Here is a 20,288-nt window from a genome sequence, read left to right on the forward strand (position 1 = left end):
ATCCAGGAGGAACAATCCCATGAGATACGGAACCTACCTCGTCCCTGCCGCTATCGTGCTCACGCTCGGCAGCCTCGCTTGCAAGCCCCCCAAGACGGCGGAGCAGATCAAGCAGGAGACCCAGGCGGCCTTCAATGAGGGCTACCAGGCGTTCAAGGACGGTAAGGCCCGCACGACCAACCCCTACCTGAGCGACAAGGAAAACCCGCACAAGCTGCAGGGTTGGTATGACGGCTGGGACAAGGCCAAGGCCGACAAGGATGCCGCCGACAAGGCCGCCGCCGACAAGGCTGCCGCCGACAAGGCCGCTGCTGACGAAGCCGCCCGCAAGGCCGCTGCCGACGAGGCTGCCCGCAAGGCCGCCGCCGCCGAGGCCGAGAAGGCTGCCGCCTTCAAGAAGGCTGCCGATGCCGCTCTCAAGACCATCCACTTCGACTTCGACAAGTCCGACATCAAGGAAGGCGACCGCGCCCTCCTCCAGGGTATTGCCGACTTCATGAAGGCCTTCCCCGCCGCCAAGGTCGAGATCGAAGGCCACTGCGACGAGCGCGGCACCAACGAGTACAACCTGGCCCTCGGCAACCGCCGTGCCGCCGCCGCCCTGGCCTACCTGAAGACCCTGGGTGTGGATGAGGCCCGCTTCACCACCATCAGCTATGGCAAGGAGAAGCCCCTCTGCACCGAGGCCAAGGAGGCCTGCTGGAGCCAGAACCGCCGCGGCGAGTTCAAGCTCAAGTAAGCATTCCGCATTCCGTGAAGCGGGGGCTCCGGCCCCCGCTTTTCGTTTAGGATGGGAAGGAACTCCGGAGGTCCCATGAATGCCCGCACGCTGCTCCTTCCGGCCCTGACCGCCCTCCTCACCCTCGGATGCAGTTCCGAAGACCAGCTTCGACGCGTGGAGCAGGAAGTGGGCGACCTCAAGCTCGAAGTCTTCAAGCTGCGCCAGCAGGCCGAAGACGGGAACCGGCGTGCCGAGGCCGAGCAGAAGGCCGCGCAGGAGGCCCGGGCCCAGGACCGCCGCTTCCAGGCAGATCTGCAGGAGAGCCTGCGCCAGGTCCAGGACACCACGCGGGTGCTGAACAACCGGCTGAACAGCCTGCCGCGGGCCGGGACGCGGCCGGCCGCCGAGGCGCCACCGGCGGCCCAGGCCTCCGAAGACGAGCGCGCCTTCAATGCCGCCGTGCTGGACTACAACCGCGGCAACTACCCCCTGGCGACCGAGGGCCTCGGCCAGTTCCTGAAGACCTATCCCCAGAGTGCGAAGCGCCCGGACGCCCTCTTCTTCCTGGGACTCTGCCACTACAACCTGGGGGCCTTCGACAAGGCCCAGGTGGCTTTCGATCGCATCATCAAGGATCACGCCGCTTCGCCCCAGTTCCTGCCCGCCAAGCTGAAGCGGGCCCAATGCCTCCTCAAGCAGGGCCTGAAGCCCGCGGCCGTGAAAGCCTTCCGGGAACTGGTGGACGGTTTCTCCGGCAGCGCCGAGGCCCGCACCGCCCAGCAGGAACTGAGCGATCTGGGGCTCTGAGCGTGACCCCGGAAATCTGGCGCGTACCCGTCCGCATCGACTTCGCGGGCGGCACCCTCGACCTGTGGCCCATCTACGCCATGATGGGCGGCTGCCTCACGGTGAATGCCGCCGTGGACCTGTGGATCGAATTGGAGGTCGTGCGCAGCGGCCCCGGGCACCGCATCACCAGCCGCGACCTGGGCCTCGACTCGGCCTTCGAGTCCTGGCCCGCGGAGGCGCCCCATGGCCTGTCCTGGGTGTGGCGCGTGCTGGACGGGTCGGGCGCGCCGCCGGCGGCCATCTCCATCCACAGCCCCGTGCCCCAAGGCTCAGGGCTGGGGGTCTCCTCCTGTCTGGGGGTGGGCCTGCTGGGCAGTGCGCTGGGCGAGGAGGCCGGTGAAGATCTTGCGCGCAAGGTTCCGATTCTGCGGGACATGGAAAGCAGGGAACTTCAAACCCCGGCGGGCTGGCAGGACTACTACCCGGCCGCCCTGGGCGGAGCGCTGGCCCTGCACTGGGACGGTCCCGACCCGCGCTGGGAGCGCCTGGAACCCCATCCGCGCCTGCTGGCGGATCTGGTGGTGTTCTACACGGGCAAGCCGCACCACTCCGGCATGACCAACTGGGAGGCCTACAAGCGGTTCATCGAGGGCGACCGCCAGACGCGGCAGGCCCTGTCCGACATCCGGGGAATCGCCCGGGAGATGGCGCGGGCGCTGCCGTCGGATCCTGCCGAAGTGGCGGTGCTGCTGGAGCGGGAAGGCCAGGCCCGGGTGCGGCTGTCACCGGCCGTGGAGACGGACGCCATGCGCGCGGTGCGGGACCGGGGCCACCGGGAGGGCTGGTACGCAGGCATGAAGCCCTGCGGGGCGGGCGGTGGCGGCTGCTGCCTGCTGGTGGTGAAGGATGGCTGTCGGGAGGCCGCCGAAGCCACCTTGCGGGCCATGGACCTGCCGCCCCTGGACCTGGGGATCACGCCGAAGGGGCTGCACAGGCTCGGGTGAGGACGGCGGGATCCGGGGCCTCCAGAGGCCGTTGTCCCGGGGTGGCGATGAGATCGCGCAGGCGCTGGTCCCGCTTGCCGAGCGGCAGGGCGGAGAGCTCGTCCCGGGGAATCCAGCGCAGGCCGTCCGCTGCCGTGAAGCGCGCTTCCACGCGAAGGAACAAGGGGCTCACGCTCTCGCGGCGGTGGGTGTAGACCTGGGTCCAGCCGGGCCAGGCGATGAGCGACGGTGCGCCGGGGGTTGCGGGGACCGTTTCCGCATCCAGCGTCGGCCAGCGCCAGAGGCCCGCCAGCAGGCCCTTGGCGGCGGGAGCCTGGAGCAGCAGGTGGCCCTCGGCTTCCAGAGCCAGCAGCCAGAGGGCCGAGGCCTTCGGCGGGGTCCGCCTGGCCACCGGCGGGATCTCCCCGGTGCGATCGGCCTGCCGCGCGCGGCAGCGGTCCGCCAGCGGGCAGCCCCCGCAGGCGGGCGTGGGGGCGCAGACCGTGGCTCCCAACTCCATGAGGGCCTGGGTCATGCGGGAGGGGCCATGGGCTTCCAGGGCGGGAACGAGCCAGCCGCGCAGCTCCGCGGCCCGGGCCTTGGGATCCCCTTCGATCAGCAGCAGCCGGGCAAGCACCCGGAAGGCGTTGCCATCCAGGGCCGGGGCCGGCCACTGGAAGGCGATGGAACCCACGGCGGCGCCGGTGTAGGGACCCAGCCCAGGAAGGTCCGTGAGGCCCTCCAGATCGCCGGGCCAGCCCTCGGCGGCGATGCGGCTGGCGGCGGCCTTCAGGAACCGGGCCCGCCGATAGTAGCCGAGGCCCTCCCAGGCCTTGTGGACCGTGTCCTCGTCGGCTTCCGCGAGGGCCCTGATCGTGGGGAACCGTGCCATCCAGCGGATGAAGTAGGGAACCACTGTGGCCACCTGGGTCTGCTGGAGCATCAACTCCGACACCAGCACCGCGTAGGGGTCCGGGTGCGGCGCATCGAGGTCCGGGGCGCGCCAGGGCAGGTCCCTCCGCACGGCCTCGAACCAGGGGGCCAGGGGGGCGAGGAGGGCGGAAGCGGCAGGCCAGGGCATGGATTGAAGCTATCAGCTATCGGTTGTCGGCTTTCAGTGGCCGATAGCTGACGGCAGACAGCAAAAGAGCGCCGGAACCGGCGCTCTTTCTGTTGGTGCCCGCGAGCAGACTCGAACTGCTACGGCTTGTGGCCACCACCCCCTCAAGATGGCGTGTCTACCAATTTCACCACGCGGGCACGTGGAACAATCATCTTCACTCAAAGCGCGGACGCGGTCAATGCCTCGTTTCGCGCGAGGCGGACCTACTTCTTCCCGGGAGTCGGCGCGTGCGCAGGAGCCGGTGCGGGAACGGGCGCGATCGGCGCCGGGGCGGTGGCCGCGGGCTTGTCGGAGATCTTCTCGAGGACCGAGCGGTTCCCGCGGATGATCAGGATTTCGATGAGCAGCGTGGTGCCCAGGAACCCGGCGGCGAGCCAGTAGGTGGCTTTGGAGAGGAAGGGCGTGGCGCCCTGGGCGCCGAAGGCGGAGTTCGCCCCGCCGCCGCCGAAGGAGGCGCCGAGGCCGCCCTTGGTGCCGGGCTGCAGCAGGATCGTCCCGATGAGCAGGACACCGAAGAGGATCAGAAGTGCGAGGGCGAGGCCATTCATGGAAACTCCGAACCACCTAGTCTGGCACGGGGATGGCGTTACATCCAGAGCCCAGTGAGGCTGGGCGCCTGCAGGGCCCGGTGCACGGCCTGGGCGCGCTCCACGAGGCGGATGAAATCCGAGGGCAGCAGGGCCTGGGGGCCATCACTCAGGGCCTTTTCGGGGTTGCAGTGGGTTTCCACCAGCAGCCCGTCTGCGCCCGCGGCCACTCCGGCCAGGCCACAGGGGATCACGAGGTCCCGGCGCCCCGTGGCGTGGCTGGGATCCACCATGACGGGCAGGTGGGTGAGGGCCTTGGCCGCGGGGACCACGCTCACATCCAGCGTGTTGCGGGCGTGATCGGACCAGGTGCGGATGCCCCGCTCGCAGAGCACCAGGTTGCGGTTGCCCTCGCCCAGCACATACTCCGCGGCATAGAGCCACTCCTCCAGGGTGGCCGAGGGGCCGCGCTTGAGGAGCACGGGCTTTCCGCAGCGGCCGGCCCGGCGCAGCAGGGCGAAGTTCTGCATGTTGCGGGCGCCGATCTGCACCATGTCGGCGCTGCGCTCCACATCATCGAAGGTTTCGACCTCCGTGGCCTCCGTGACGATGCCGAGATCGAACTCGGCCCGGACCGCTTCCAGCAGCCGCAGGCCCTCCAATCCAAGTCCCTGGAAGGCGTAGGGGCTGGTGCGGGGCTTGAAGGCGCCGGCCCGCAGCAGCTTCACGCCGGCCTCGGCCACATAGCGGGCCACGGTGAAGAGCTGCTCGCGGCTCTCCACGCCGCAGGGGCCACCCACCAGGGCCAGCTCGGGGCCGCCGATCTTCACCCCACGCACCTCCACCACCGTGCGGCCCGTGACGGCATCGGCGCTGGCCAGTTTGTAGGGACTGGTGATGGGCACCACCCGCCGGACGCCTGCCATGGGTTCGATGCGATCCGGCTTCAGGGCCCGGGAGGCGTTCGGCGCCACGATGCTGAGGGCCTCGGGGGTCTCGTTCACCTGTCCGCGGATGCCGGCGCCTTCCAGCAAAGCCAAGACTTCGCCCACCTGGTCGCGGGTGGCGGTGGGTTCCATCAAAATGAGCACGCGGATCTCCTAGCGGGGGGAGAGGATCGGGCGAATGAGGGAGGGCGGTTTCCTGTCCCCGAGGTCTGAGCCCGGCAGGGCGAGGAGGATGAGCATGCGGCCTCACAAGGAATCCAGATTCTACCGCCCGGGCGGACCCGCTGCCTGGACAGGAGGACGGGCGGCCCCCAGACTTGGGCGCGGAGGTCCCCATGCGGCGCGCTCCCATCCTGCTCCTCGCACCCCTGATGCTGCTCCTGGCCTGCCAACGGCCAGAGGTGGAAGCCTTCCGGCAGCGTCCCACGCCGGTGACCGTGTCGGTGAGCCTGCCCACGGGTCTGGCGGATCGCGAGGGCTTCCAGAAGGAATACGCCTCGGCCCTGCGCGCCCGGTTGGCGACCCGCGTGGTGGTGGTGCCCGAGGGGGTGAAGCCGCCGGTGGGGGCGGTGGAGCTCCAGGTGGACATCCGGGACGTCTCCCCGGCGCCCGGCGAGCCCAGCCCCGCCGCGGTGGGCGTGGCCGTGGGCGCGACCGTGGGGGCCCTCAGCGCCGCCTCCGGCAACCGGGGCTGGAGTGTCATGGACGGTCTCTTCTGGGGTTTGTGGGCGGGCTCCCACGCCGCCATGGCCCAGGAGCACACCCGGGATCGCCTGGGCTATCGACCCCAGGTGGTCCGGGCCCAGGTCCGGCTCCTGCAGCCCGGGAATCCAGAGCCGCTGTGGGTCGAGGCCATCGAGCCCTCCGAGGTGGTGGAGGCCATGGATCCGCTGCCGCCCGGAGCCCGGGACGACGATGGCCGCATCCGCGAGGAGGAGGCCAAGGGCTTCGCCCGCGTGGTGGTGCAGAAGCTGTCCACCGACTTCCGGTGGACGCGCTTCACCGAGCAGCGCTTCTATGAAGACCCCGCGGCCAAGCGGGACGAGGCGCCCCCTGCGAGACCGGACCCGGAGCCGAAGAAGGACTGATGGAAGCCCGAGCCCTCCGCTGTCCCGGCTGCGGCGCCCCGGTACCGCCGGATGCGTCGCAATGTCCCTACTGCCAGGCCCAGCTGGCCACCGTGGCCTGCCCCGCCTGTTTCGCGCTGGTGTCGTTGTCGGCCAGCCACTGCCCGGCCTGCGGCGCGGCCATGACCCCCCGGACGCCCCTCGTGGCCGAGGAAGCCCCTTGTCCCGCCTGCGCCAAACCCCTGGCCGCCGATCGGGTGGGGGACCTCGACGCCCGGGTCTGCCTGGCGTGCGGCGGTCTGTGGATGGATCGGGCCGTGTTCGAGCAGCTGGGCGCCAGCAGGGAACGCCAGGGCGGCGTGCTGGGCGCGCTCCCGGCGCCCGCGGCCTCGCCCGTGGCGGCCCTGGAACCAGTGCAGTACCGTCCGTGTCCCGCCTGCGGAGCGCGCATGAACCGGGTGAACTACGCCCGGCGATCCGGCGTGGTGCTGGATGTCTGCAAGGCCCACGGCCTCTGGTTCGACCGGGATGAGCTGCGCCGGCTCCTGGCCTTCATCGCCGGCGGTGGCCTGGACCGCGCCCGGGAGCGGGACCTGGAGGATCTGAAGGAAGCCAAGCGGGCCGTGGTCCAGGTCCCCGAGCACCCGGCCTCCTCCTGGGAATTCCGCGAGCAGGGGGGCCTGTCGGAGCACTGGCTCTCGGCGGCGGGGCTGGTGGGCTTGGCCCTGGAGGTGGCCGACCACCTCCTGAGTCGCGACTGATCAGCTTGCCTGCTTGACCAGGGTGGCGAACTTGGTGGGATCCAGGCTGGCGCCACCCACAAGGCCGCCGGCCACCTCGGGGATGTCCAGCAGCTCGGGGAAGTTCTCGGGGGTGATGCTGCCGCCGTAGAGGATGGGCACGGGGCCGAAGCTCAGGTTCAGGAGCGTGCCGACTCGGCCTTTGATGAAGGCGTGGGCCTCCCGGATCTGCCCAGCTTCGGCGCGCAGGCCGGTGCCGATGGCCCAGACCGGCTCGTAGGCCACCCAGAGCGGCGTGGGACCCGTGCGGGCCAGGATGGAGAGCTGGCGGTCCAGGATTTCCAGCGTACGGCCCTGCTGCCGCTCCTCGAGGGTCTCGCCCACGCAGAGCAGGGGGAGGAGGTTCCAGTCCCGGGCGGCCTTCACCTTGGCGACCAGAGCCTCGTCGGTCTCCCCGAACAGCTGGCGGCGCTCGCTGTGGCCCAGGATCACCCCCGAGCAGCCCACATCGTGCAGCTGGGCCATGGAGATCTCGCCTGTGTAGGCGCCGCTCGGCTCGGCGTGGCCGTTCTGCCCGAACACCCGCACCTGGCGGCTGCGGAGGCTGTCGGCCACCGGGCGGATGAGGTGGAAGGGAGGCGCGATGGCCGCCGTCACTGAGGGCGACGGGGCGTAGTCCGCCAGGAAGATCTCGCAGAAATCGCGAGCCTGGCCGGACAGGAAATTCATCTTCCAGTTGGCGACGACGAAGCGCATGGGCAATGGCTCTCGACAATCAGCTGTCAGCTGTCGGCTGCCGGCTGGGGTGGATGGGTGGAAGCAGTCTAGCGGGAAAGGGCCGCCACGCCGGGAAGTTCGAGGCCGCTGAGGAACTCCAGGCTGGCGCCGCCGCCCGTGGAGACGTGGCTCATGCGGGAGGCCACGCCGGCCTTGTTCACGGCGGCCACGCTGTCGCCGCCGCCCACCAGCACGAAGGCGCCCTTGTCGGCCGCTTCGGCCAGTTCCTCGGCCATGCTCAGGGTTCCGGCCGCATAGGAGGCCATCTCGAAGACCCCCATGGGACCGTTCCAGAGCAGGGTCATTGCGGCGCGGATCTCAGCGGCATAGGCGGCCACGGTCTCGGGGCCGATGTCCAGGGCCATGCGGTCCGCCGGGATGTTCTCGTCCACGGTGATGGCGCAGTCCGCGTCCTCCTTGAACTGGTCGGCCGCCACGTGGTCCAGGGGCAGCAGCAGCCGCGTGCCCTTGGCCTTGGCCTGCTTCAGCAGGTCCAGGGCCAGGTCCAGCTTGTCCTCCTCGCAGAGGCTCTTGCCGATCTGGAAGCCCTGGGCCTTGAGGAAGGTGAAGCTCATGGCGCCGCCGATGAGGATGGCGTCGGCCTTGCCGAGGAAGTTCTGGATCAGCTCGATCTTGTCGCTCACCTTGGCGCCACCGAAGATCACCACCAGCGGCTTGTCCGGGTTCTCGGTGACCTTGCCCAGGGCCTTCAGCTCCTTCTCCATGAGGAAGCCGGCGGCCACGCGGTCCTTGGGGAAGTGCGCGACCATGCCGCTCACGGAGGCGTGGGCGCGGTGGGCGGCGCCGAAGGCGTCGTTCACGTAGGTGTCGGCCAGCTTCGCCAGGCTTTCGGCGAATTCCTCCTTGTTCTTCGTCTCGCCCTTCTCGAAGCGCAGGTTCTCCAGCAGCAGGATCTGGCCTGGCTTCAGGGCGGCGGCCTCAGCCTCCACGGCCTCGCCGTTCACGTAGCTGGCCAGCCGGCAGTCGAAGCCCTGCTCCTTCAGCCAGGCGGCCACGGGCGCCGCACTGAAGGCGGCCTCGAAGCCCTTGCCCTCGGGCCGGCCCAGGTGGGAAGCCAGTACCACGGAGGCCCCGCCTTCCAGCAGGCACTTCAGGGTGGGAAGGGTCTCCCGGATCCGGGTGGCGTCCGTGATGCGGCCCTCCTTGAGCGGCACGTTGAGGTCCGCCCGGAGGAAGACGCGGCGGCCCTTGACGTCGAGATCCCGCACCGACTGGAAGCCCATGGCTGCTCCTTGCACTTGGAAAGATCCATTCTGACGGAAGAGGAGGCTGTCAGCTATTGGCTGTCAGCTGTCAGCTGTCAGTGGTCGGAGCCTTCTCGAAGATCCCGATCCAGCGGGGACTGTCCTCGTGGAAGGCGGCGCCGGCGTAGGTGCCCATGACGCTGCGCAGGCCCAGGCCGGCGATCCGGGCCATGGCCTGGAGTGCGGCGGGGTGGTAGAGGCGCACGCTTTCCATGGCCTCGCGGGTCTCTCCCGTGTCGAGGCGGGTGAGCGTCATGCGCTTCACGATGCGCTCACCCTCGATGACTCTCCGGCTCAGGACCCGCACGCCAGCGCGTTCCAGGGTGTCCTGGGGGACCAGGCTCCGCACCACCTCATCGGCATTGAGGTAATCCATCAGGAGCACGCCGCCGGGCCGCAGGAGGCGCCCCAGGTCCACCAGCAGCGCGCGATTCTGTTCGTCCGAGAAATAGCCGAAGGGCGTGAACCAGAGGCAGACGCCGGAGAGGGTCCCGGGCTTGACCGGGACGGTCCGCATGTCCCCCCGCAACAGCCATGGGCGCAAGTCGGCAGGCGCCAGGTCCAGCAGGGCGGGGGAGAGGTCCATGCCGAAGGCCAGGGGGTTGGTCCGGCGCAGGATCTCGAGGTGGCGCCCCGTGCCGCAGCCCAGGTCCAGCACGGGCCCCCGGCCGAGTTCCGGGGCCTCCTGCAGGGCCCGGCCCACGGCCAGGCGTGCCTCTCCGGCGTCCCGGTGGGCGTAGAGCAGGGCGTAGTCGTCATCGAACCACGCTTCGAACCAGTCGGCCAAGGCAGCGCCCTCTGAAAAAACCAGAGTATCCAAGCCGGCGGCCCGGGGGCCGCCCGTCGAGGAGAAATTCCCGGTCGGCTACACTGGGAGCTGCAAAGGAACCTCATGCAACGCCCCGAACGCCTTGAAGACCAGGTCCACTTCCTCCTCTCCACGCTCGTGCAGCGCGAGCTCCGGGATCCCGAGCTGGGCTTCGTGACCCTCACGGCCGTCCGCCTTTCGCCGGATCGCAGCGTGGCCAAGGTGTATTTCACCGTGCTTCCCGCCAACGGCGGCGACCAGGAGGCCCAGGATCTCCTCACCCGCAAGGCCCTGGGTCGCGCGGCGGGCTTCCTGCGCAGCCAGCTGGCCACCCGCCTCAAGATGCGCCGGGTGCCCGAGCTGCGCTTCTTCCCGGACGGCACCCTGGAGGATGGCAACCACATGGAGACCCTGCTCGCCGAGATCGAGAAGGAGCGGGCCGCGCGGCCTGCGGATCCGGAAGCGGAAGAAGGCTGAATGGTCGAGTCCGGCATCCACCTCGTCCACAAGGCCGTGGGCCAGAGCAGCTTTGACGTGATCCGGGCCTTCAAGCGCCGGGCCTTCGAGGCCGGCCAGAAGAAGCTGGCGCTGGGTCACGGCGGCACGCTGGATCCCTTCGCCGACGGCCTGCTGCTGGTGCTGGCGGGCCAGGCCACGCGGCTGATGGAGCTGATGCATCCCCTGCCGAAGGCCTATGTGGCCGAAATCGCCTGGGGCCTGGAAACGGACACCTGCGACCTGCACGGGAAGCCGGTGTCGGAATCGGAGGCTCGGCCCTCCCAGGCCGCCCTGGACGCGGTCCTGGCGCCCTTCCTGGGCTGGACCGAGCAGGTGCCCCCTGCCACCAGCGCGAAGAAGATCGACGGCGAGGCTGCCTACAAGAAGGCCCACCGGGGCGAGGATGTCGTGATGAAGCCCTGCCGGGTCTTCCTGCTGTCGGCCCGCTGGAGCGCCCACGACTTGCCGCGGCGGAGCACCCTGGTGCTGACCTGCCGGGGCGGTTTCTACGTGCGCAGCCTGGCCCGGGATCTGGGCCGCGCCCTGGGCTGCGGCGCCCACCTGACGGCCCTCCACCGTACGGCCATCGGGCCCTGGACTGACCCTGGCGAAGGCCGAGAGCAGCTGCTCACCGGCGTCGACCTGCTGCCCTGGTGCCCGTCGCGCCTGCTGTCCGATGTCGAAGCGGACCACCTGAGCCATGGCCGGGCCATCCCCGAGGGTGAACGCCAGCCTGCGACCTGGGCCATGCCCGATGGGTTCCCGGACCCCGCCGCGCCGCTGCGCGCCCTGCACGAAGGTCGGCTGGTGGCGCTGCTCAAGAGTGCCGAAGGCGGGCTTCGCACCTTCGCGAACCTGCGGGGCGGCCTCTAGAGGGCCTCTCCGCTCTCAATATGGATCAGTCAGTGGCTGAAGGCCTAGGGGCGCTGCCGCTTGAACTGGATGCGACTGCGGACCACGAGGGGCTTGCCCCCCTCGGCGACTTCGAAGGTCTCCACGTATTCGTCGGGGGACACCACTTCGAAGGTCTCCCTGGCCTTCCAGGTGGCGGGGGCGTTGTCCAGCTGCTCGCTTTCGAAGACCAACTTCGTGGGGCCGCTCTGGGTCTTCGAGAGGACGAAGATGCCGTTGACGCGCTCCTGGTGGAACTGGCGGAACAGCACAGTCTTCCGGGCCCTGTCCTGCATCAGGAAGCTCGCGTAGTTGAGCACGGTCCCATCGGTATGGAGCGGCTGGGGCGGGAAGCTGGCCATGCTCCGCTCCTGGAGGTACTCGCCGCTCAGGATGAACCGGTAGCGCCGCGTGACGGTGCCCGTGCCCTGCTCGCCTGTGACGGCTCCCCGCCACTCTCCCACCAGGAACCGGAGGGGGGACCAGGGATCCGAGGGCCTGTCCTGGGCCTGGGCCAGGGGAGCGGTTCCGATCAGGCAGGCGAGCGCCAGGGCGAACTTGGTCATGACATCCTCGAGCGGGACAAAGCAACAGCTTAACCGCTCTCGAGGTGTCCTCAGTCCTGGGCGGGCACCTTTGCGGCCAATTCATCGAGGACCGCCAGCATGTGCTGGCACTCCTCGCAGCTGGTATGCGGGCTTCCGCAGGGGAAGCCGTCGCTCTGCAGGCCCAGGCACCGGGGCTGCTGGATGAAGCGCACCAGCTCGGCCATGAGGCCGGAGACCTTCGCCCGGAGCGGGCTGTCCGGGATCTCCCGGAGGGCCATGACGATCTTCCATTCCTCGGCATTGAGGGTGGTCTGGATGGTGGTGTCCGTCATGGCTGCCTCCTGAGGGAGATGCCGACCTACTTGGCGAGGGCTTCCACCGACTTGATGCCCCAGGCGAAAGCCTCTTCGTTGAGGGGGATCAGGGCGCACTTGTCCTTCAGGGCCACGCGGATGGCCGTGAGCATGGTGTCCTTGGGGAAGATGTTCGTGGCGGCCTGGAGAGCGCCCAGGGCCACGATGTTCTTCACCACGGCCTTGCCCAGGTCGGTGGCGATGCCCGTGAAGGGCACGGGGAACAGCTTGATGCTGGGATCCAGCGCGGGGGCGTCGGTCACCACGGAGCTGTCGTAGATGATGAAACCACCCTTGCGGACCGTGGGGCCGAACTTGGCCAGGCTGGGCGCGTTGAAGGCGATGAGCACCTGGGGATCGGGCGAGCCGGGGTTCAGCACCTCGTCCTCGGCCACGTGGACATCGGCGTAGGAGGTGCCGCCACGGCTCTCGGGGCCGTAGCTGGGGATGTGGGTGGCGTCGAAGCCCTCGCTGATGGCCGCCCGGGCGATGAGCATGGCCGCGGTCTGGGCGCCGTCACCGCCGGAGCCGGCCAGCTTCAGCGAGATGTCGTTCAGCGCCAGATGGGTGGGGAAGCCCTTGCAGAAGCGCTCGGGGTGCTCGGAAGTGGCCCCGGCCAGGCTGAGGATCTTCTCGCCCTTGAAGCAGGGCGCATTCCGCTTGAACCAGGGATCGACCGTGAGGTCCTTCTTCACGCCCAGCGGGTAGACGGGCTCCATGCACTCCTTGACCCACTTCTCGGTGTCCTCGGGGTTCATCTTCAGGTGGGTGGGGCACTCGGCCAGCACCTCGATGAAGGAATACCCGCGGCCTTCCACCTGGAGCTTGATGGCCTTCTGGATGGCCTTCTTGGCCTTGATGCGCTGCTTGGCGTCGTAGAGCGCGACGCGCTCCACGTAGACGGGGCCGTCAAGTCCGGCGATGAGCTCGGCCATCTTGAGGGGCTGGCCGTTGTACTCGTTGCGGCCCGCCGGGCTGGTGGTGCTGGTCTGGCCCATCAGCGTGGTCGGGGCCATCTGGCCGCCGGTCATGCCGTAGATGGCGTTGTTGATGAAGATGACGGTGATCGGGGCGCCCAGCTGGGCCGTGGCCACGGTCTCGGCGAGGCCGATGGAGGCGAGGTCGCCATCGCCCTGGTAGCTGATGACCACGCTCTCGGGGTTGGCGAACTTGTGGCCCAGGGCGACCACGGGCGCGCGGCCGTGGGCCGCCTGGGTGTTGCCCACATCGAAGTAGTAGTAGAGGAACACGGAGCAGCCCACGGGACTCACGGCCACCGTGCGGTCCTGGATGCCCAGCTCGTCGATGGCATCCGCCAGGTACTTGTGGGCGAGCCCATGGCCGCAGCCGGGGCAGTAATGCGTGGCGTGGCCCTTCAGGCCCTCACCGTGGGAGTGGCGCTCGAACCTGTCGTAGAAGACGCTGGTCTTGCTCATGCGAGCACCTCCTTCCGGCCCAGGACCCGGGTCATGATTTCGTTCTGCTGAGGCAGGACACCGCCCATGCGGCGCACGGATTCGATCTCGGGGAACTGGCGGACGCCGGCCTTGCTGAGGGCGAGGCGGACCTCATCCTCCAGCTGGCCTGCGCTGGCCTCCACCACCACCAGGCGCTGGGCGCCATGGATGGCGGCCTTCAGGTCCTCCACGGGGAAGGGCCAGAGGGTGATGGGCCGGAAGAGCCCGGCCTTGATGCCCTGGTGCCGCAGCTCCTGGACCGCGCCCTTGGCGGTGCGGGCCGGCGTGTTGCAGGCGATGAGGACCACTTCCGCGTCGTCGCAGAGGTAGGTCTCGGCGCGCGCTTCCACCTGCATGGCCTCGTACTTGGCGTTCAGGTGGACGTTGTGGGCCTCGAGGTCGCTCTCCGTGAGGAAGATGGAGGTGATGACGTTCCTGCGGTGCATGGCGTCGCCATAGACCGCCCACTTGGGGATGCCGGGCTTGATCATCGTATCGGGCAGCTGGACCTTGCCGGTCATCTGGCCCAGGTAGCCGTCGCCGAGGAGGATCACGGGGTTGCGGTATTTGAAGGTCAGCTCGAAGGCCAGCATGGTGAGGTCGAGCATCTCCTGGGGCGTGGAGGGGGCCAGCACCAGGGCCCGGGTGTTGCCGTGGCCCAGACCGTGGCAGGCCAGCTTGATGTCGGCCTGTTCGGGGGCGATGTTGCCGAGGCCCGGGCCGCCTCGCATGACGTTGACGAAGACGCCCGGCAGCTCGGCGCCGATCATGTAGGACACGCCCTCCAGCATCAGGCTGAAGCCCGGCGAGGAGGTGAAGGTCATGGTGGGCAGGCCGGCGCCGGCGGTGCCGTACATCATGTTCACGGTGGCCACTTCGCTCACGGCCTGGATGAAGGTGCCGTCCAGCTTGGGCAGGAACTTGGCCATCAGCTCGGCGCCCTCGGTGGAGGGGGTGATGGGGTAGCCGTAGACGTGGCGGCAGCCCGCCAGCAGCGCGCCCAGGGCCGAGGCGTAGGTGCCCTTGATGACCAGGGGTTCCGTGCTGGGCAGGGGCATCACTTCCGAGGGGATGTCCACGGGCTCCGGGGCTTCACTGGGCCGCACGCCGAAGATCTTGGCGGGGTCCTCCAGCTCGAAGTCCTGGATTTCGCCTTCGTGGGCGGGCCGCAGGCCGTAGGGCTCGGGGCAGGCGTCCATGCACAGGCCGCAGGCATTGCAGTTCGTCAGATCCAGTTCCACGGGCACCAGGCCGGTCATGGAGTTGATCTGGTCGCTGAGGGTGATGCAGTCCTTGGCGCAGGCGTCGAGACACCGGCCGCAGCCCTTGCAATACTCCGGCAGCAGGAAGGGTTTCGGTCGTTCTTTGAGGGCCATGGGAACTCCATGCAGGGACGCAGGTCCTAACCAGGGGGAAGTGTCATGCCCGGCCCGTGTGCGCGCGGTCACAAGCGGGCTGCGACGCAGACCGCCGCCGACCGAAAGGTCAGGAATGGTGTGCAGACAGAGCGGTCTGCGGGGGACAGACCGCCGGTTGGGAGTCGGGGGCCTGGACCCTACCGATCCCCCCAGTGCAGCTTCTGCTGGAGCAGGGCGAAGAAGTCGAGGCCGGGCCGCTGGAGCAGGGTGATACGGGTCTGGGCCTGGCGCAGGCGCACCTCGTCTCCGGGCAGCAGGTGGTGCCCGATCTGGCCATCCAGGGTGAGGTGGGCGTCCTCCGCCTCCTCCAGGGTGATGCTGATGGGCTGGGACGCCGGCACCACCGAAGGCCGCAGCGTCAAGGTATGCGGGCAGATGGGCGCGATGACGAAGGCCTCCAGGCTGGGATGCAGGATGGGGCCGCCTGCGGATAGCGCGTAGGCCGTGGAGCCGGTCGGCGTCGCCACGATGAGGCCGTCGGCCTTGATGGGACCGGCGTCCTGGTCGCCCACCCGCAGGTGCATGTCCATGATCCGGGCCAGGGCGCCCTTGGCCACCACCGCGTCGTTCAGCACCGTCTGGCGCGCCAGCAGCCGGTCGCCGCGCCAGAGCTCCACTTCCAGGGTGGGGCGCCGGTCCGCGACGAGGGTTCCCGCCAGGAAGGCCTGCACCGCCCCGGCGGTCTCGGAGACGGGATGGGCCGTGAGGAAGCCCAGGGAACCGAGGTTGATGCCCAGGATGGGCGTGCCCCGCATGCCCACGCGCCGGGCGGCATGAAGCAGGGTGCCGTCACCGCCGAGCACCAGGCAGAGGTCTGCGACGGGACCGGAGGCGCCCAGGTCCGGGTCCAGGGTCAGCCGGGTGGGATCCAGGCCGGCCTGCGCCCAGGCTTCGGCCAGCTCCGGCTCACCCGTCACGGTCCAGCCGCGCTCGAGGAAGGGGGGCAGGGCCTCGCGCAGGGTGGAACCCAGTCGCGGGGATTTGGCCTTGGCCACGAGGATCAGTCGCTGGGGCATGGCAACAACTCTACCGCTATCCTTGGGGCATGGCTTCCACCCATGCCTCCTCACCCAACTCTCCGCGCCGGTGGCTCGGTCGGGCCTTGTGGGCGCTCCTGGCCCTCGCAGTGGCCGGCGGCGCCACCCTGGCGGTGTCCTGGTCCGTGCTCTCCCGCGATGCCGACAGCTTCCTCACCCTGTTCGCGCTGCGCGTGCCCAAGACCATCACGAAGGTGCTGGATCACGATGGCAACGTCATCGGCATTTTCGCGGAGGAACACCGGGTGGTGATTCCCTATGGCGACATCCCCAAGGCCTTCGTGAACGCGTTGATCGCCACGGAGGATGCGGATTTCTGGGGGCACAGCGGCGTGTCCGCCCGGGGTGCCCTCCGGTCGGTCAAGAACATGGTCACCAGCTTCGGCCGCCGTCGCGAAGGTTTCTCCACGCTCACCATGCAGCTCATCCGCACCGTCACGGCCAAGCGGCAGAAACGCCTGGACCGCAAGCTCAAGGAGATCATCCTCGCCCGCAAGCTGGAGAAGGCCTACTCCAAGAAGCAGATCCTGGAGATGTACGCCAACGAGGTGTACTTCGGCGGTGGGCGCTATGGCATCGAGGCGGCGGCGGAGTTCTACTTCGGGAAGAGCGCCCCGCAGCTCAACGTGGAGGAATGCGCCCTGCTGGCCGGGCTGGTACAGAACCCGAACTGGTACAACCCCTACAACCCGGATCCCCGGGCCCGCGCCGCGGCCAAGGCCCGGCGCAACCACGTGCTGGTCCGCATGGTGAAGGAAGGGTATCTCAAGGCACAGGAGGGGAGCCTCCTGATCGACAAGCCGATCCGCCTGGCGCGTGAGAATGCCAGCGAGGAGGCCGTCGCCCCCTATGTGGTCGAGGAGGTCCGCAAGTACCTCTACGAGAAGTACGGTCGCGAACAGGTCCTGAACGGCGGCCTGGAAGTGACGACCACCGTGGACAGCTTCTGGCAGGAGGCCGCCAATGAGGCCGTGCGGAATGGCCTGAAGGCCGTGGACCGGCGTCGCGGCTTCCGGAAGGATGCCGTCCAGTTCGTGACGGATCCCGAGACGACCCAGCTCAATGGCTGGCGTCGCTACTTCGAGAACGGCGACAACGTCCGGGGCGTGATCCTGGGCTGGAAGGCTGGCAAGGCCCAGGTGCGCATCGGCAAGGCCACCCTGGAGGTTCCCGAGGCAGCCTTCGGCTGGATCGGCAAGGACCCCCAGAAGCTGCTCCCCCGGGGAGCGGCCCCGCTCTTCCTTGTGAAGACCACCGAGGACGGCACCCCGAAGGCCCTGGAACTGGACCAGGAGCCCCAGGTGGAGGGGGCCCTGATGGCCCTGGATCCCAAGACGGGCGAGATCCGGGCCATGGTGGGCGGCTACGACTTCAACCGCTCCAAGTTCAACCGTGCCCTCCAGGCCCAGCGCCAGGTGGGATCGACCATGAAGGCCTATGTCTACGGCGCGGCTTTCACCGCCGGGAAGACGCCGGCCAGCATGGTGCTCGACGTGCCGACACGCTTCCTCGACACCGTGGATTTCCTGACGGTCACGAACCCGGATGGCACCTCGGAGTACAAGCCCCTGCGCGGCGGCGTGAAACCCTACGAGCCCAAGAACTACGAACGGGATTTCTGGGGGCCCATCCCCATCTGGGAGGCCCTGCGCGATTCCCGCAATGTGCCGGCAGTGCGCACCCTGGAAGAGACGGGCGTCCTCAACGTCATCGACTACGCCCGCAAGTGCGGCATCACGAGCAGCATCCCGCCCTATCCCAGCATGGCCCTCGGCTCGGCGGACCTCACCCTCAAGGAGATGGTGCGCGGCTACGCCACCATCGCCAACGGTGGCCTCCAGGCGCCCGTGCCCTTCTTCATCAAGAAGGTGGTGGATCGCAACGGCCGCGTCCTGGAGAGCCACAACGGCGCGGCCACTGAGCAGGTGCTGGACCCCCAGAGCACCTATCAGCTCATCCAGTGCCTCCAAGGCGTGGCCACCAGCGGCACCGGTGCCCGCAGCAACGAACTGGGCTGGCCGGTGGCCGGCAAGACGGGAACCACCGACGACCATACCGATGCCTGGTTCCTGGGCTTCTCCACCCGCGTCGTGTGCGGCGTGTGGGTGGGACTGGACGAGAAGAAGACCATCTTCCGCGGGGCGGATGGCGCCAAGGTGGCCCTGCCCATCTGGGTTGATTTCATGAAGGCGGCCCTGCCCACCACCCCGCGCGAGGAGTTCCAGGCCCCCGAAGGCATGGAGTGGGCGGACATCGACCGCTACACGGGCCTGCTGGCGACCTCCGCCACGGCCGACAAGGTCATCCACTTGGCCTTCAAGCCCGGAACCGTCCCGAAGTCGGGCAGCGACGCCGAGGCCATCCAGAAGGTGAAGGAGGCCCGGGACAAGGCCGCGGGCCAGCCTGTGGAAGTCAGGGTCTGGGGCCGCCCGAAGCCGGCTGAGGAGGCCCCCAAGCCCGTGGACCTCAACGCGACGGATCCGAATTCCTAGGGTGGGTCTCAAACCACAGGGCACAATAGGCACAAAACGAGGGCGCCACGGCGCCCTCGTTTTGTGCCCTGGACTGACGCCAGGAGGGCCTGTTACTTCTTCTTCCAGGCCTTGGCCGGAGCGGCCTTCCAGGGGCGGGGCGTGTCCTTGGGGGCGGGGCGGTCCTCCCAGGTCCGGTTGGGGCGCGCCGCGGCCTCCGGCTTGGGCTTCTGGTAGGGCCGGGGCTTGTCGTCGAACTCGCGGCGGGGCTTGAAGCTGCCATCGGGGCGGGTCTTGGAGAAGGAATCGGGCTTCGGCGCCTCGCCGCGGGCGGCACTGCGCTCCGCATAGGAGCGCTGGGGCCGGGGGCCGCCTTCCTTGCGCTCACGGGCGGTGTCGAAGCGGGGCTTGGCCTTCTTCTCGGGCTCGTTCGGCAGGTCGAAGCCCGAGGACTGCTCGGCCTGGACGAGGCCCAGAAGACCCGCCACCAGGCGAACGGGATCGCCCTCCCTCAGCAACTGGGCGGCCTGGGCCAGCAGGGCGGCGCTGGCGGCGCCCTGGATGCCCTCCAGGAGCCGGGTGGTCTGGGCCTCGCGGATCTCCGCGGGGGTGGGCACGGCCCGCCAGTCGAGCTTGAGGCCGCCCCGGCGGCCCCAGGCCAGCAGGATGCGGCTTTCCTTCCAACCCACCAGGGCCAGGCTGGTGCCCTTGGCGCCGGCGCGGCCCGTGCGGCCGCTGCGGTGGATGTAGTTCTCGAGCTGGGTGGGGATGCCCACATGCACCACCAGCGGCAGGCCCGTGATGTCGAGGCCCCGCGCCGCCACATCGGTGGCCACCAGGTAGCGCAGCTTGCCGTCCTTGAACTGCCCCAGGATGCGCGTGCGGGTGGCCTGGGCCAGGTCGCCGTGCAGGAAGGCCGCGGCCAGGCCGGAGACCGTCAGCTCTTCCGCGACTTCCTCGGTCTGGGCCTTGGTCTTGGTGAAGATCAGCGCGGAGCTGGGCTGGTCGCGGAGCAGCAGGTTCACGAGGGCCCGCACATGCTGGTGGTCGGGCACCAGCACGGGGGTGTGCGCGATGTCCGCATGCACCGCGTGCTCGCCCGCCTCGGCCAGCTGGATCTGGACGGGATCCTTGAGGAAGCGCTTCGCGAGCTTGGCGATGGGGACCGGCAGGGTGGCCGAGAAGAGGTAGGTCTGGGGGCCTTCGGGCACCTTGGCGAGGATGGTCTCCACATCCTCGAGGAAGCCCATGTTCAGCATCTCGTCGCACTCGTCGAGGACGATCATGCTCACGCGGCTGAGGTCGAGGGTGCCCCGGTTCAGATGGTCCATCACGCGGCCCGGCGTGCCCACGACCACCGGAGAGCCCATCTGCAGGGACTTGATCTGGGGAGGGTAGGCCACGCCGCCGACGAGGTTGGCGATGGGGAGCTTGGGCATGAGGCTGTGCAGCTCGGCGCCCACCTGTTGGGCCAGCTCCCGCGTGGGGGCGAGAATCAGGGCCTGGGGGTGGCGCTCATCGGAGAGCCGGTGCAGCAGGGGCAGGCCGAAGGCCAGGGTCTTGCCTGAGCCGGTGCGGCTCTGCACGAGCAGGTCGCGGCCTTCGAGCCCCGGCTTGAAGGTCTGGGCCTGGACCGGCATGGGGGTCTCGAAGCCGCGCTTGGCCAGGGCGGCCAAAAGGGCTTCGCTGCAGCCGAGGGCTGCAAAAGTCGTATCACTCACTGGTATCTCCCGGGGCTATCCCTGCGCGAGTGTGCCGAATGGCAGTCTCTGTTGGCGAACAGCGCCAGCCGGGAGGGGCCCAAACGATCAGCATCCCATGAAACGCCTTGATATTCCAGGAAGAATCGCGGATCGGGCATACTGGTC

General features: G+C 69.1%; 20 protein-coding genes and 1 tRNA gene. 8 read left to right on the forward strand and 13 right to left on the reverse strand.

Annotation, left to right across the window (positions count from 1 at the left end; translation table 11 throughout):
- Nucleotides 1-19 precede the first annotated feature (19 nt).
- The 3 genes from pal to MLE43_RS00525 all read left to right on the forward strand — a co-directional run bounded on the left by pal (nucleotide 20) and on the right by MLE43_RS00525 (nucleotide 2,514).
- Nucleotides 20-739 carry a peptidoglycan-associated lipoprotein Pal gene (gene pal / locus MLE43_RS00515; protein WP_243300669.1) on the forward strand — a complete coding sequence of 240 codons (720 nt, stop codon included), beginning with the start codon at nucleotides 20-22 and terminating at the stop codon, nucleotides 737-739.
- Between the two features lie 75 nt (nucleotides 740-814).
- Nucleotides 815-1,528, forward strand: coding sequence for a tetratricopeptide repeat protein (locus MLE43_RS00520; RefSeq protein WP_243300670.1), 714 nt, complete (start codon nucleotides 815-817; stop codon nucleotides 1,526-1,528).
- A 2-nt stretch (nucleotides 1,529-1,530) separates the two neighbouring features.
- A complete protein-coding gene (locus MLE43_RS00525) occupies nucleotides 1,531-2,514 on the forward strand; it encodes a GHMP family kinase ATP-binding protein (protein ID WP_243300671.1) in 984 nt (327 codons plus the stop codon).
- Here MLE43_RS00525 and MLE43_RS00530 read toward each other — a convergent pair.
- The 4 genes from MLE43_RS00530 to aroF form a co-directional block, all read right to left on the reverse strand.
- Nucleotides 2,483-3,574: an A/G-specific adenine glycosylase gene (locus MLE43_RS00530; RefSeq protein ID WP_243300672.1), complete on the reverse strand. Its 1,092-nt coding sequence runs from the start codon at nucleotides 3,572-3,574 to the stop codon at nucleotides 2,483-2,485. The two genes, MLE43_RS00525 and MLE43_RS00530, sit on opposite strands and share 32 nt — an antisense overlap.
- A gap of 93 nt (nucleotides 3,575-3,667) precedes the next feature.
- A tRNA-Leu gene (locus tag MLE43_RS00535) sits at nucleotides 3,668-3,753 on the reverse strand.
- 66 nt (nucleotides 3,754-3,819) lie between these two features.
- The gene (secG, locus tag MLE43_RS00540) at nucleotides 3,820-4,164 is read right to left on the reverse strand and encodes a preprotein translocase subunit SecG (RefSeq protein ID WP_243300673.1); all 345 of its coding nucleotides are present in this window, start codon (nucleotides 4,162-4,164) and stop codon (nucleotides 3,820-3,822) included.
- Between the two features lie 38 nt (nucleotides 4,165-4,202).
- Nucleotides 4,203-5,234 (reverse strand): 3-deoxy-7-phosphoheptulonate synthase, encoded by a 1,032-nt coding sequence (gene aroF / locus MLE43_RS00545; protein WP_243300674.1) that lies wholly within the window; start codon nucleotides 5,232-5,234, stop codon nucleotides 4,203-4,205.
- 191 nt (nucleotides 5,235-5,425) lie between these two features.
- Here aroF and MLE43_RS00550 point away from each other — a divergent pair, with 191 nt between their 5' ends.
- Both MLE43_RS00550 and MLE43_RS00555 read left to right on the forward strand, forming a co-directional pair.
- Nucleotides 5,426-6,178, forward strand: coding sequence for a hypothetical protein (locus MLE43_RS00550; protein WP_243300675.1), 753 nt, complete (start codon nucleotides 5,426-5,428; stop codon nucleotides 6,176-6,178).
- Nucleotides 6,178-6,918, forward strand: coding sequence for a zf-TFIIB domain-containing protein (locus MLE43_RS00555; protein ID WP_243300676.1), 741 nt, complete (start codon nucleotides 6,178-6,180; stop codon nucleotides 6,916-6,918). The genes MLE43_RS00550 and MLE43_RS00555 overlap by 1 nt, the downstream gene beginning before the upstream one ends.
- Here the strand turns inward: MLE43_RS00555 and tpiA are convergent, their stop codons facing one another.
- From tpiA to MLE43_RS00570, 3 genes are all read right to left on the reverse strand, one after another.
- Nucleotides 6,919-7,653, reverse strand: a complete 735-nt coding sequence (tpiA, locus tag MLE43_RS00560) for a triose-phosphate isomerase (RefSeq protein ID WP_243300677.1) — start codon at nucleotides 7,651-7,653, stop codon at nucleotides 6,919-6,921. It abuts the gene before it with no gap.
- Between the two features lie 68 nt (nucleotides 7,654-7,721).
- Nucleotides 7,722-8,918 carry a phosphoglycerate kinase gene (locus MLE43_RS00565; RefSeq protein ID WP_243300678.1) on the reverse strand — a complete coding sequence of 399 codons (1,197 nt, stop codon included), beginning with the start codon at nucleotides 8,916-8,918 and terminating at the stop codon, nucleotides 7,722-7,724.
- Between the two features lie 70 nt (nucleotides 8,919-8,988).
- Entirely contained in the window at nucleotides 8,989-9,726 is a 738-nt protein-coding gene (locus MLE43_RS00570; protein WP_243300679.1) for a class I SAM-dependent DNA methyltransferase, read from the reverse strand.
- 105 nt (nucleotides 9,727-9,831) lie between these two features.
- Here MLE43_RS00570 and rbfA point away from each other — a divergent pair, with 105 nt between their 5' ends.
- Both rbfA and truB read left to right on the forward strand, forming a co-directional pair.
- Entirely contained in the window at nucleotides 9,832-10,224 is a 393-nt protein-coding gene (gene rbfA / locus MLE43_RS00575) for a 30S ribosome-binding factor RbfA (RefSeq protein ID WP_243300680.1), read from the forward strand.
- Nucleotides 10,225-11,118, forward strand: coding sequence for a tRNA pseudouridine(55) synthase TruB (gene truB / locus MLE43_RS00580; protein WP_243300681.1), 894 nt, complete (start codon nucleotides 10,225-10,227; stop codon nucleotides 11,116-11,118).
- 44 nt (nucleotides 11,119-11,162) lie between these two features.
- Here the strand turns inward: truB and MLE43_RS00585 are convergent, their stop codons facing one another.
- The 5 genes from MLE43_RS00585 to MLE43_RS00605 form a co-directional block, all read right to left on the reverse strand.
- Nucleotides 11,163-11,702 (reverse strand): DUF1579 domain-containing protein, encoded by a 540-nt coding sequence (locus MLE43_RS00585; RefSeq protein WP_243300682.1) that lies wholly within the window; start codon nucleotides 11,700-11,702, stop codon nucleotides 11,163-11,165.
- Nucleotides 11,703-11,752: 50 nt separating this feature from the next.
- The gene (locus MLE43_RS00590; RefSeq protein ID WP_243300683.1) at nucleotides 11,753-12,016 is read right to left on the reverse strand and encodes a hypothetical protein; all 264 of its coding nucleotides are present in this window, start codon (nucleotides 12,014-12,016) and stop codon (nucleotides 11,753-11,755) included.
- A 26-nt stretch (nucleotides 12,017-12,042) separates the two neighbouring features.
- Nucleotides 12,043-13,473 (reverse strand): 2-oxoacid:acceptor oxidoreductase family protein, encoded by a 1,431-nt coding sequence (locus MLE43_RS00595; RefSeq protein WP_243300684.1) that lies wholly within the window; start codon nucleotides 13,471-13,473, stop codon nucleotides 12,043-12,045.
- Nucleotides 13,470-14,870 (reverse strand): 3-methyl-2-oxobutanoate dehydrogenase subunit VorB, encoded by a 1,401-nt coding sequence (vorB, locus tag MLE43_RS00600; protein WP_243300685.1) that lies wholly within the window; start codon nucleotides 14,868-14,870, stop codon nucleotides 13,470-13,472. Before vorB ends, MLE43_RS00595 begins: the two co-directional genes overlap by 4 nt.
- A 179-nt stretch (nucleotides 14,871-15,049) precedes the next feature.
- Nucleotides 15,050-15,928 carry an NAD(+)/NADH kinase gene (locus MLE43_RS00605; protein ID WP_243300686.1) on the reverse strand — a complete coding sequence of 293 codons (879 nt, stop codon included), beginning with the start codon at nucleotides 15,926-15,928 and terminating at the stop codon, nucleotides 15,050-15,052.
- Nucleotides 15,929-15,957: 29 nt separating this feature from the next.
- Here MLE43_RS00605 and MLE43_RS00610 point away from each other — a divergent pair, with 29 nt between their 5' ends.
- Nucleotides 15,958-18,441: a penicillin-binding protein 1A gene (locus MLE43_RS00610; protein ID WP_243300687.1), complete on the forward strand. Its 2,484-nt coding sequence runs from the start codon at nucleotides 15,958-15,960 to the stop codon at nucleotides 18,439-18,441.
- Between the two features lie 92 nt (nucleotides 18,442-18,533).
- On the opposite strand, the gene MLE43_RS00615 is transcribed toward MLE43_RS00610, so the two are convergent.
- A complete protein-coding gene (locus MLE43_RS00615; protein ID WP_243300688.1) occupies nucleotides 18,534-20,141 on the reverse strand; it encodes a DEAD/DEAH box helicase in 1,608 nt (535 codons plus the stop codon).
- Nucleotides 20,142-20,288: the final 147 nt, after the last annotated feature.

The sequence above is a fragment of the Geothrix oryzisoli genome, assembly GCF_022808865.1.
GTDB classification, from domain to species: Bacteria; Acidobacteriota; Holophagae; order Holophagales; family Holophagaceae; genus Geothrix; species Geothrix oryzisoli.

Bases quoted from the DNA above. Each gene is read 5' to 3' on its own strand.
- secG (WP_243300673.1), bottom strand. From the start codon at position 4,164: ATGAATGGCCTCGCCCTCGCACTTCTGATCCTCTTCGGTGTCCTGCTC.
- MLE43_RS00555 (WP_243300676.1), top strand. From the start codon at position 6,178: ATGGAAGCCCGAGCCCTCCGCTGTCCCGGCTGCGGCGCCCCGGTACCG.
- MLE43_RS00520 (WP_243300670.1), top strand. From the start codon at position 815: ATGAATGCCCGCACGCTGCTCCTTCCGGCCCTGACCGCCCTCCTCACC.
- MLE43_RS00530 (WP_243300672.1), bottom strand. From the start codon at position 3,574: ATGCCCTGGCCTGCCGCTTCCGCCCTCCTCGCCCCCCTGGCCCCCTGG.
- MLE43_RS00590 (WP_243300683.1), bottom strand. From the start codon at position 12,016: ATGACGGACACCACCATCCAGACCACCCTCAATGCCGAGGAATGGAAG.
- MLE43_RS00610 (WP_243300687.1), top strand. From the start codon at position 15,958: ATGGCTTCCACCCATGCCTCCTCACCCAACTCTCCGCGCCGGTGGCTC.
- pal (WP_243300669.1), top strand. From the start codon at position 20: ATGAGATACGGAACCTACCTCGTCCCTGCCGCTATCGTGCTCACGCTC.
- MLE43_RS00585 (WP_243300682.1), bottom strand. From the start codon at position 11,702: ATGACCAAGTTCGCCCTGGCGCTCGCCTGCCTGATCGGAACCGCTCCC.
- MLE43_RS00565 (WP_243300678.1), bottom strand. From the start codon at position 8,918: ATGGGCTTCCAGTCGGTGCGGGATCTCGACGTCAAGGGCCGCCGCGTC.
- MLE43_RS00595 (WP_243300684.1), bottom strand. From the start codon at position 13,473: ATGAGCAAGACCAGCGTCTTCTACGACAGGTTCGAGCGCCACTCCCAC.
- tpiA (WP_243300677.1), bottom strand. From the start codon at position 7,653: ATGCGCTTCGTCGTCGCCAACTGGAAGATGAATTTCCTGTCCGGCCAG.
- MLE43_RS00605 (WP_243300686.1), bottom strand. From the start codon at position 15,928: ATGCCCCAGCGACTGATCCTCGTGGCCAAGGCCAAATCCCCGCGACTG.
- rbfA (WP_243300680.1), top strand. From the start codon at position 9,832: ATGCAACGCCCCGAACGCCTTGAAGACCAGGTCCACTTCCTCCTCTCC.
- vorB (WP_243300685.1), bottom strand. From the start codon at position 14,870: ATGGCCCTCAAAGAACGACCGAAACCCTTCCTGCTGCCGGAGTATTGC.
- MLE43_RS00550 (WP_243300675.1), top strand. From the start codon at position 5,426: ATGCGGCGCGCTCCCATCCTGCTCCTCGCACCCCTGATGCTGCTCCTG.
- truB (WP_243300681.1), top strand. From the start codon at position 10,225: ATGGTCGAGTCCGGCATCCACCTCGTCCACAAGGCCGTGGGCCAGAGC.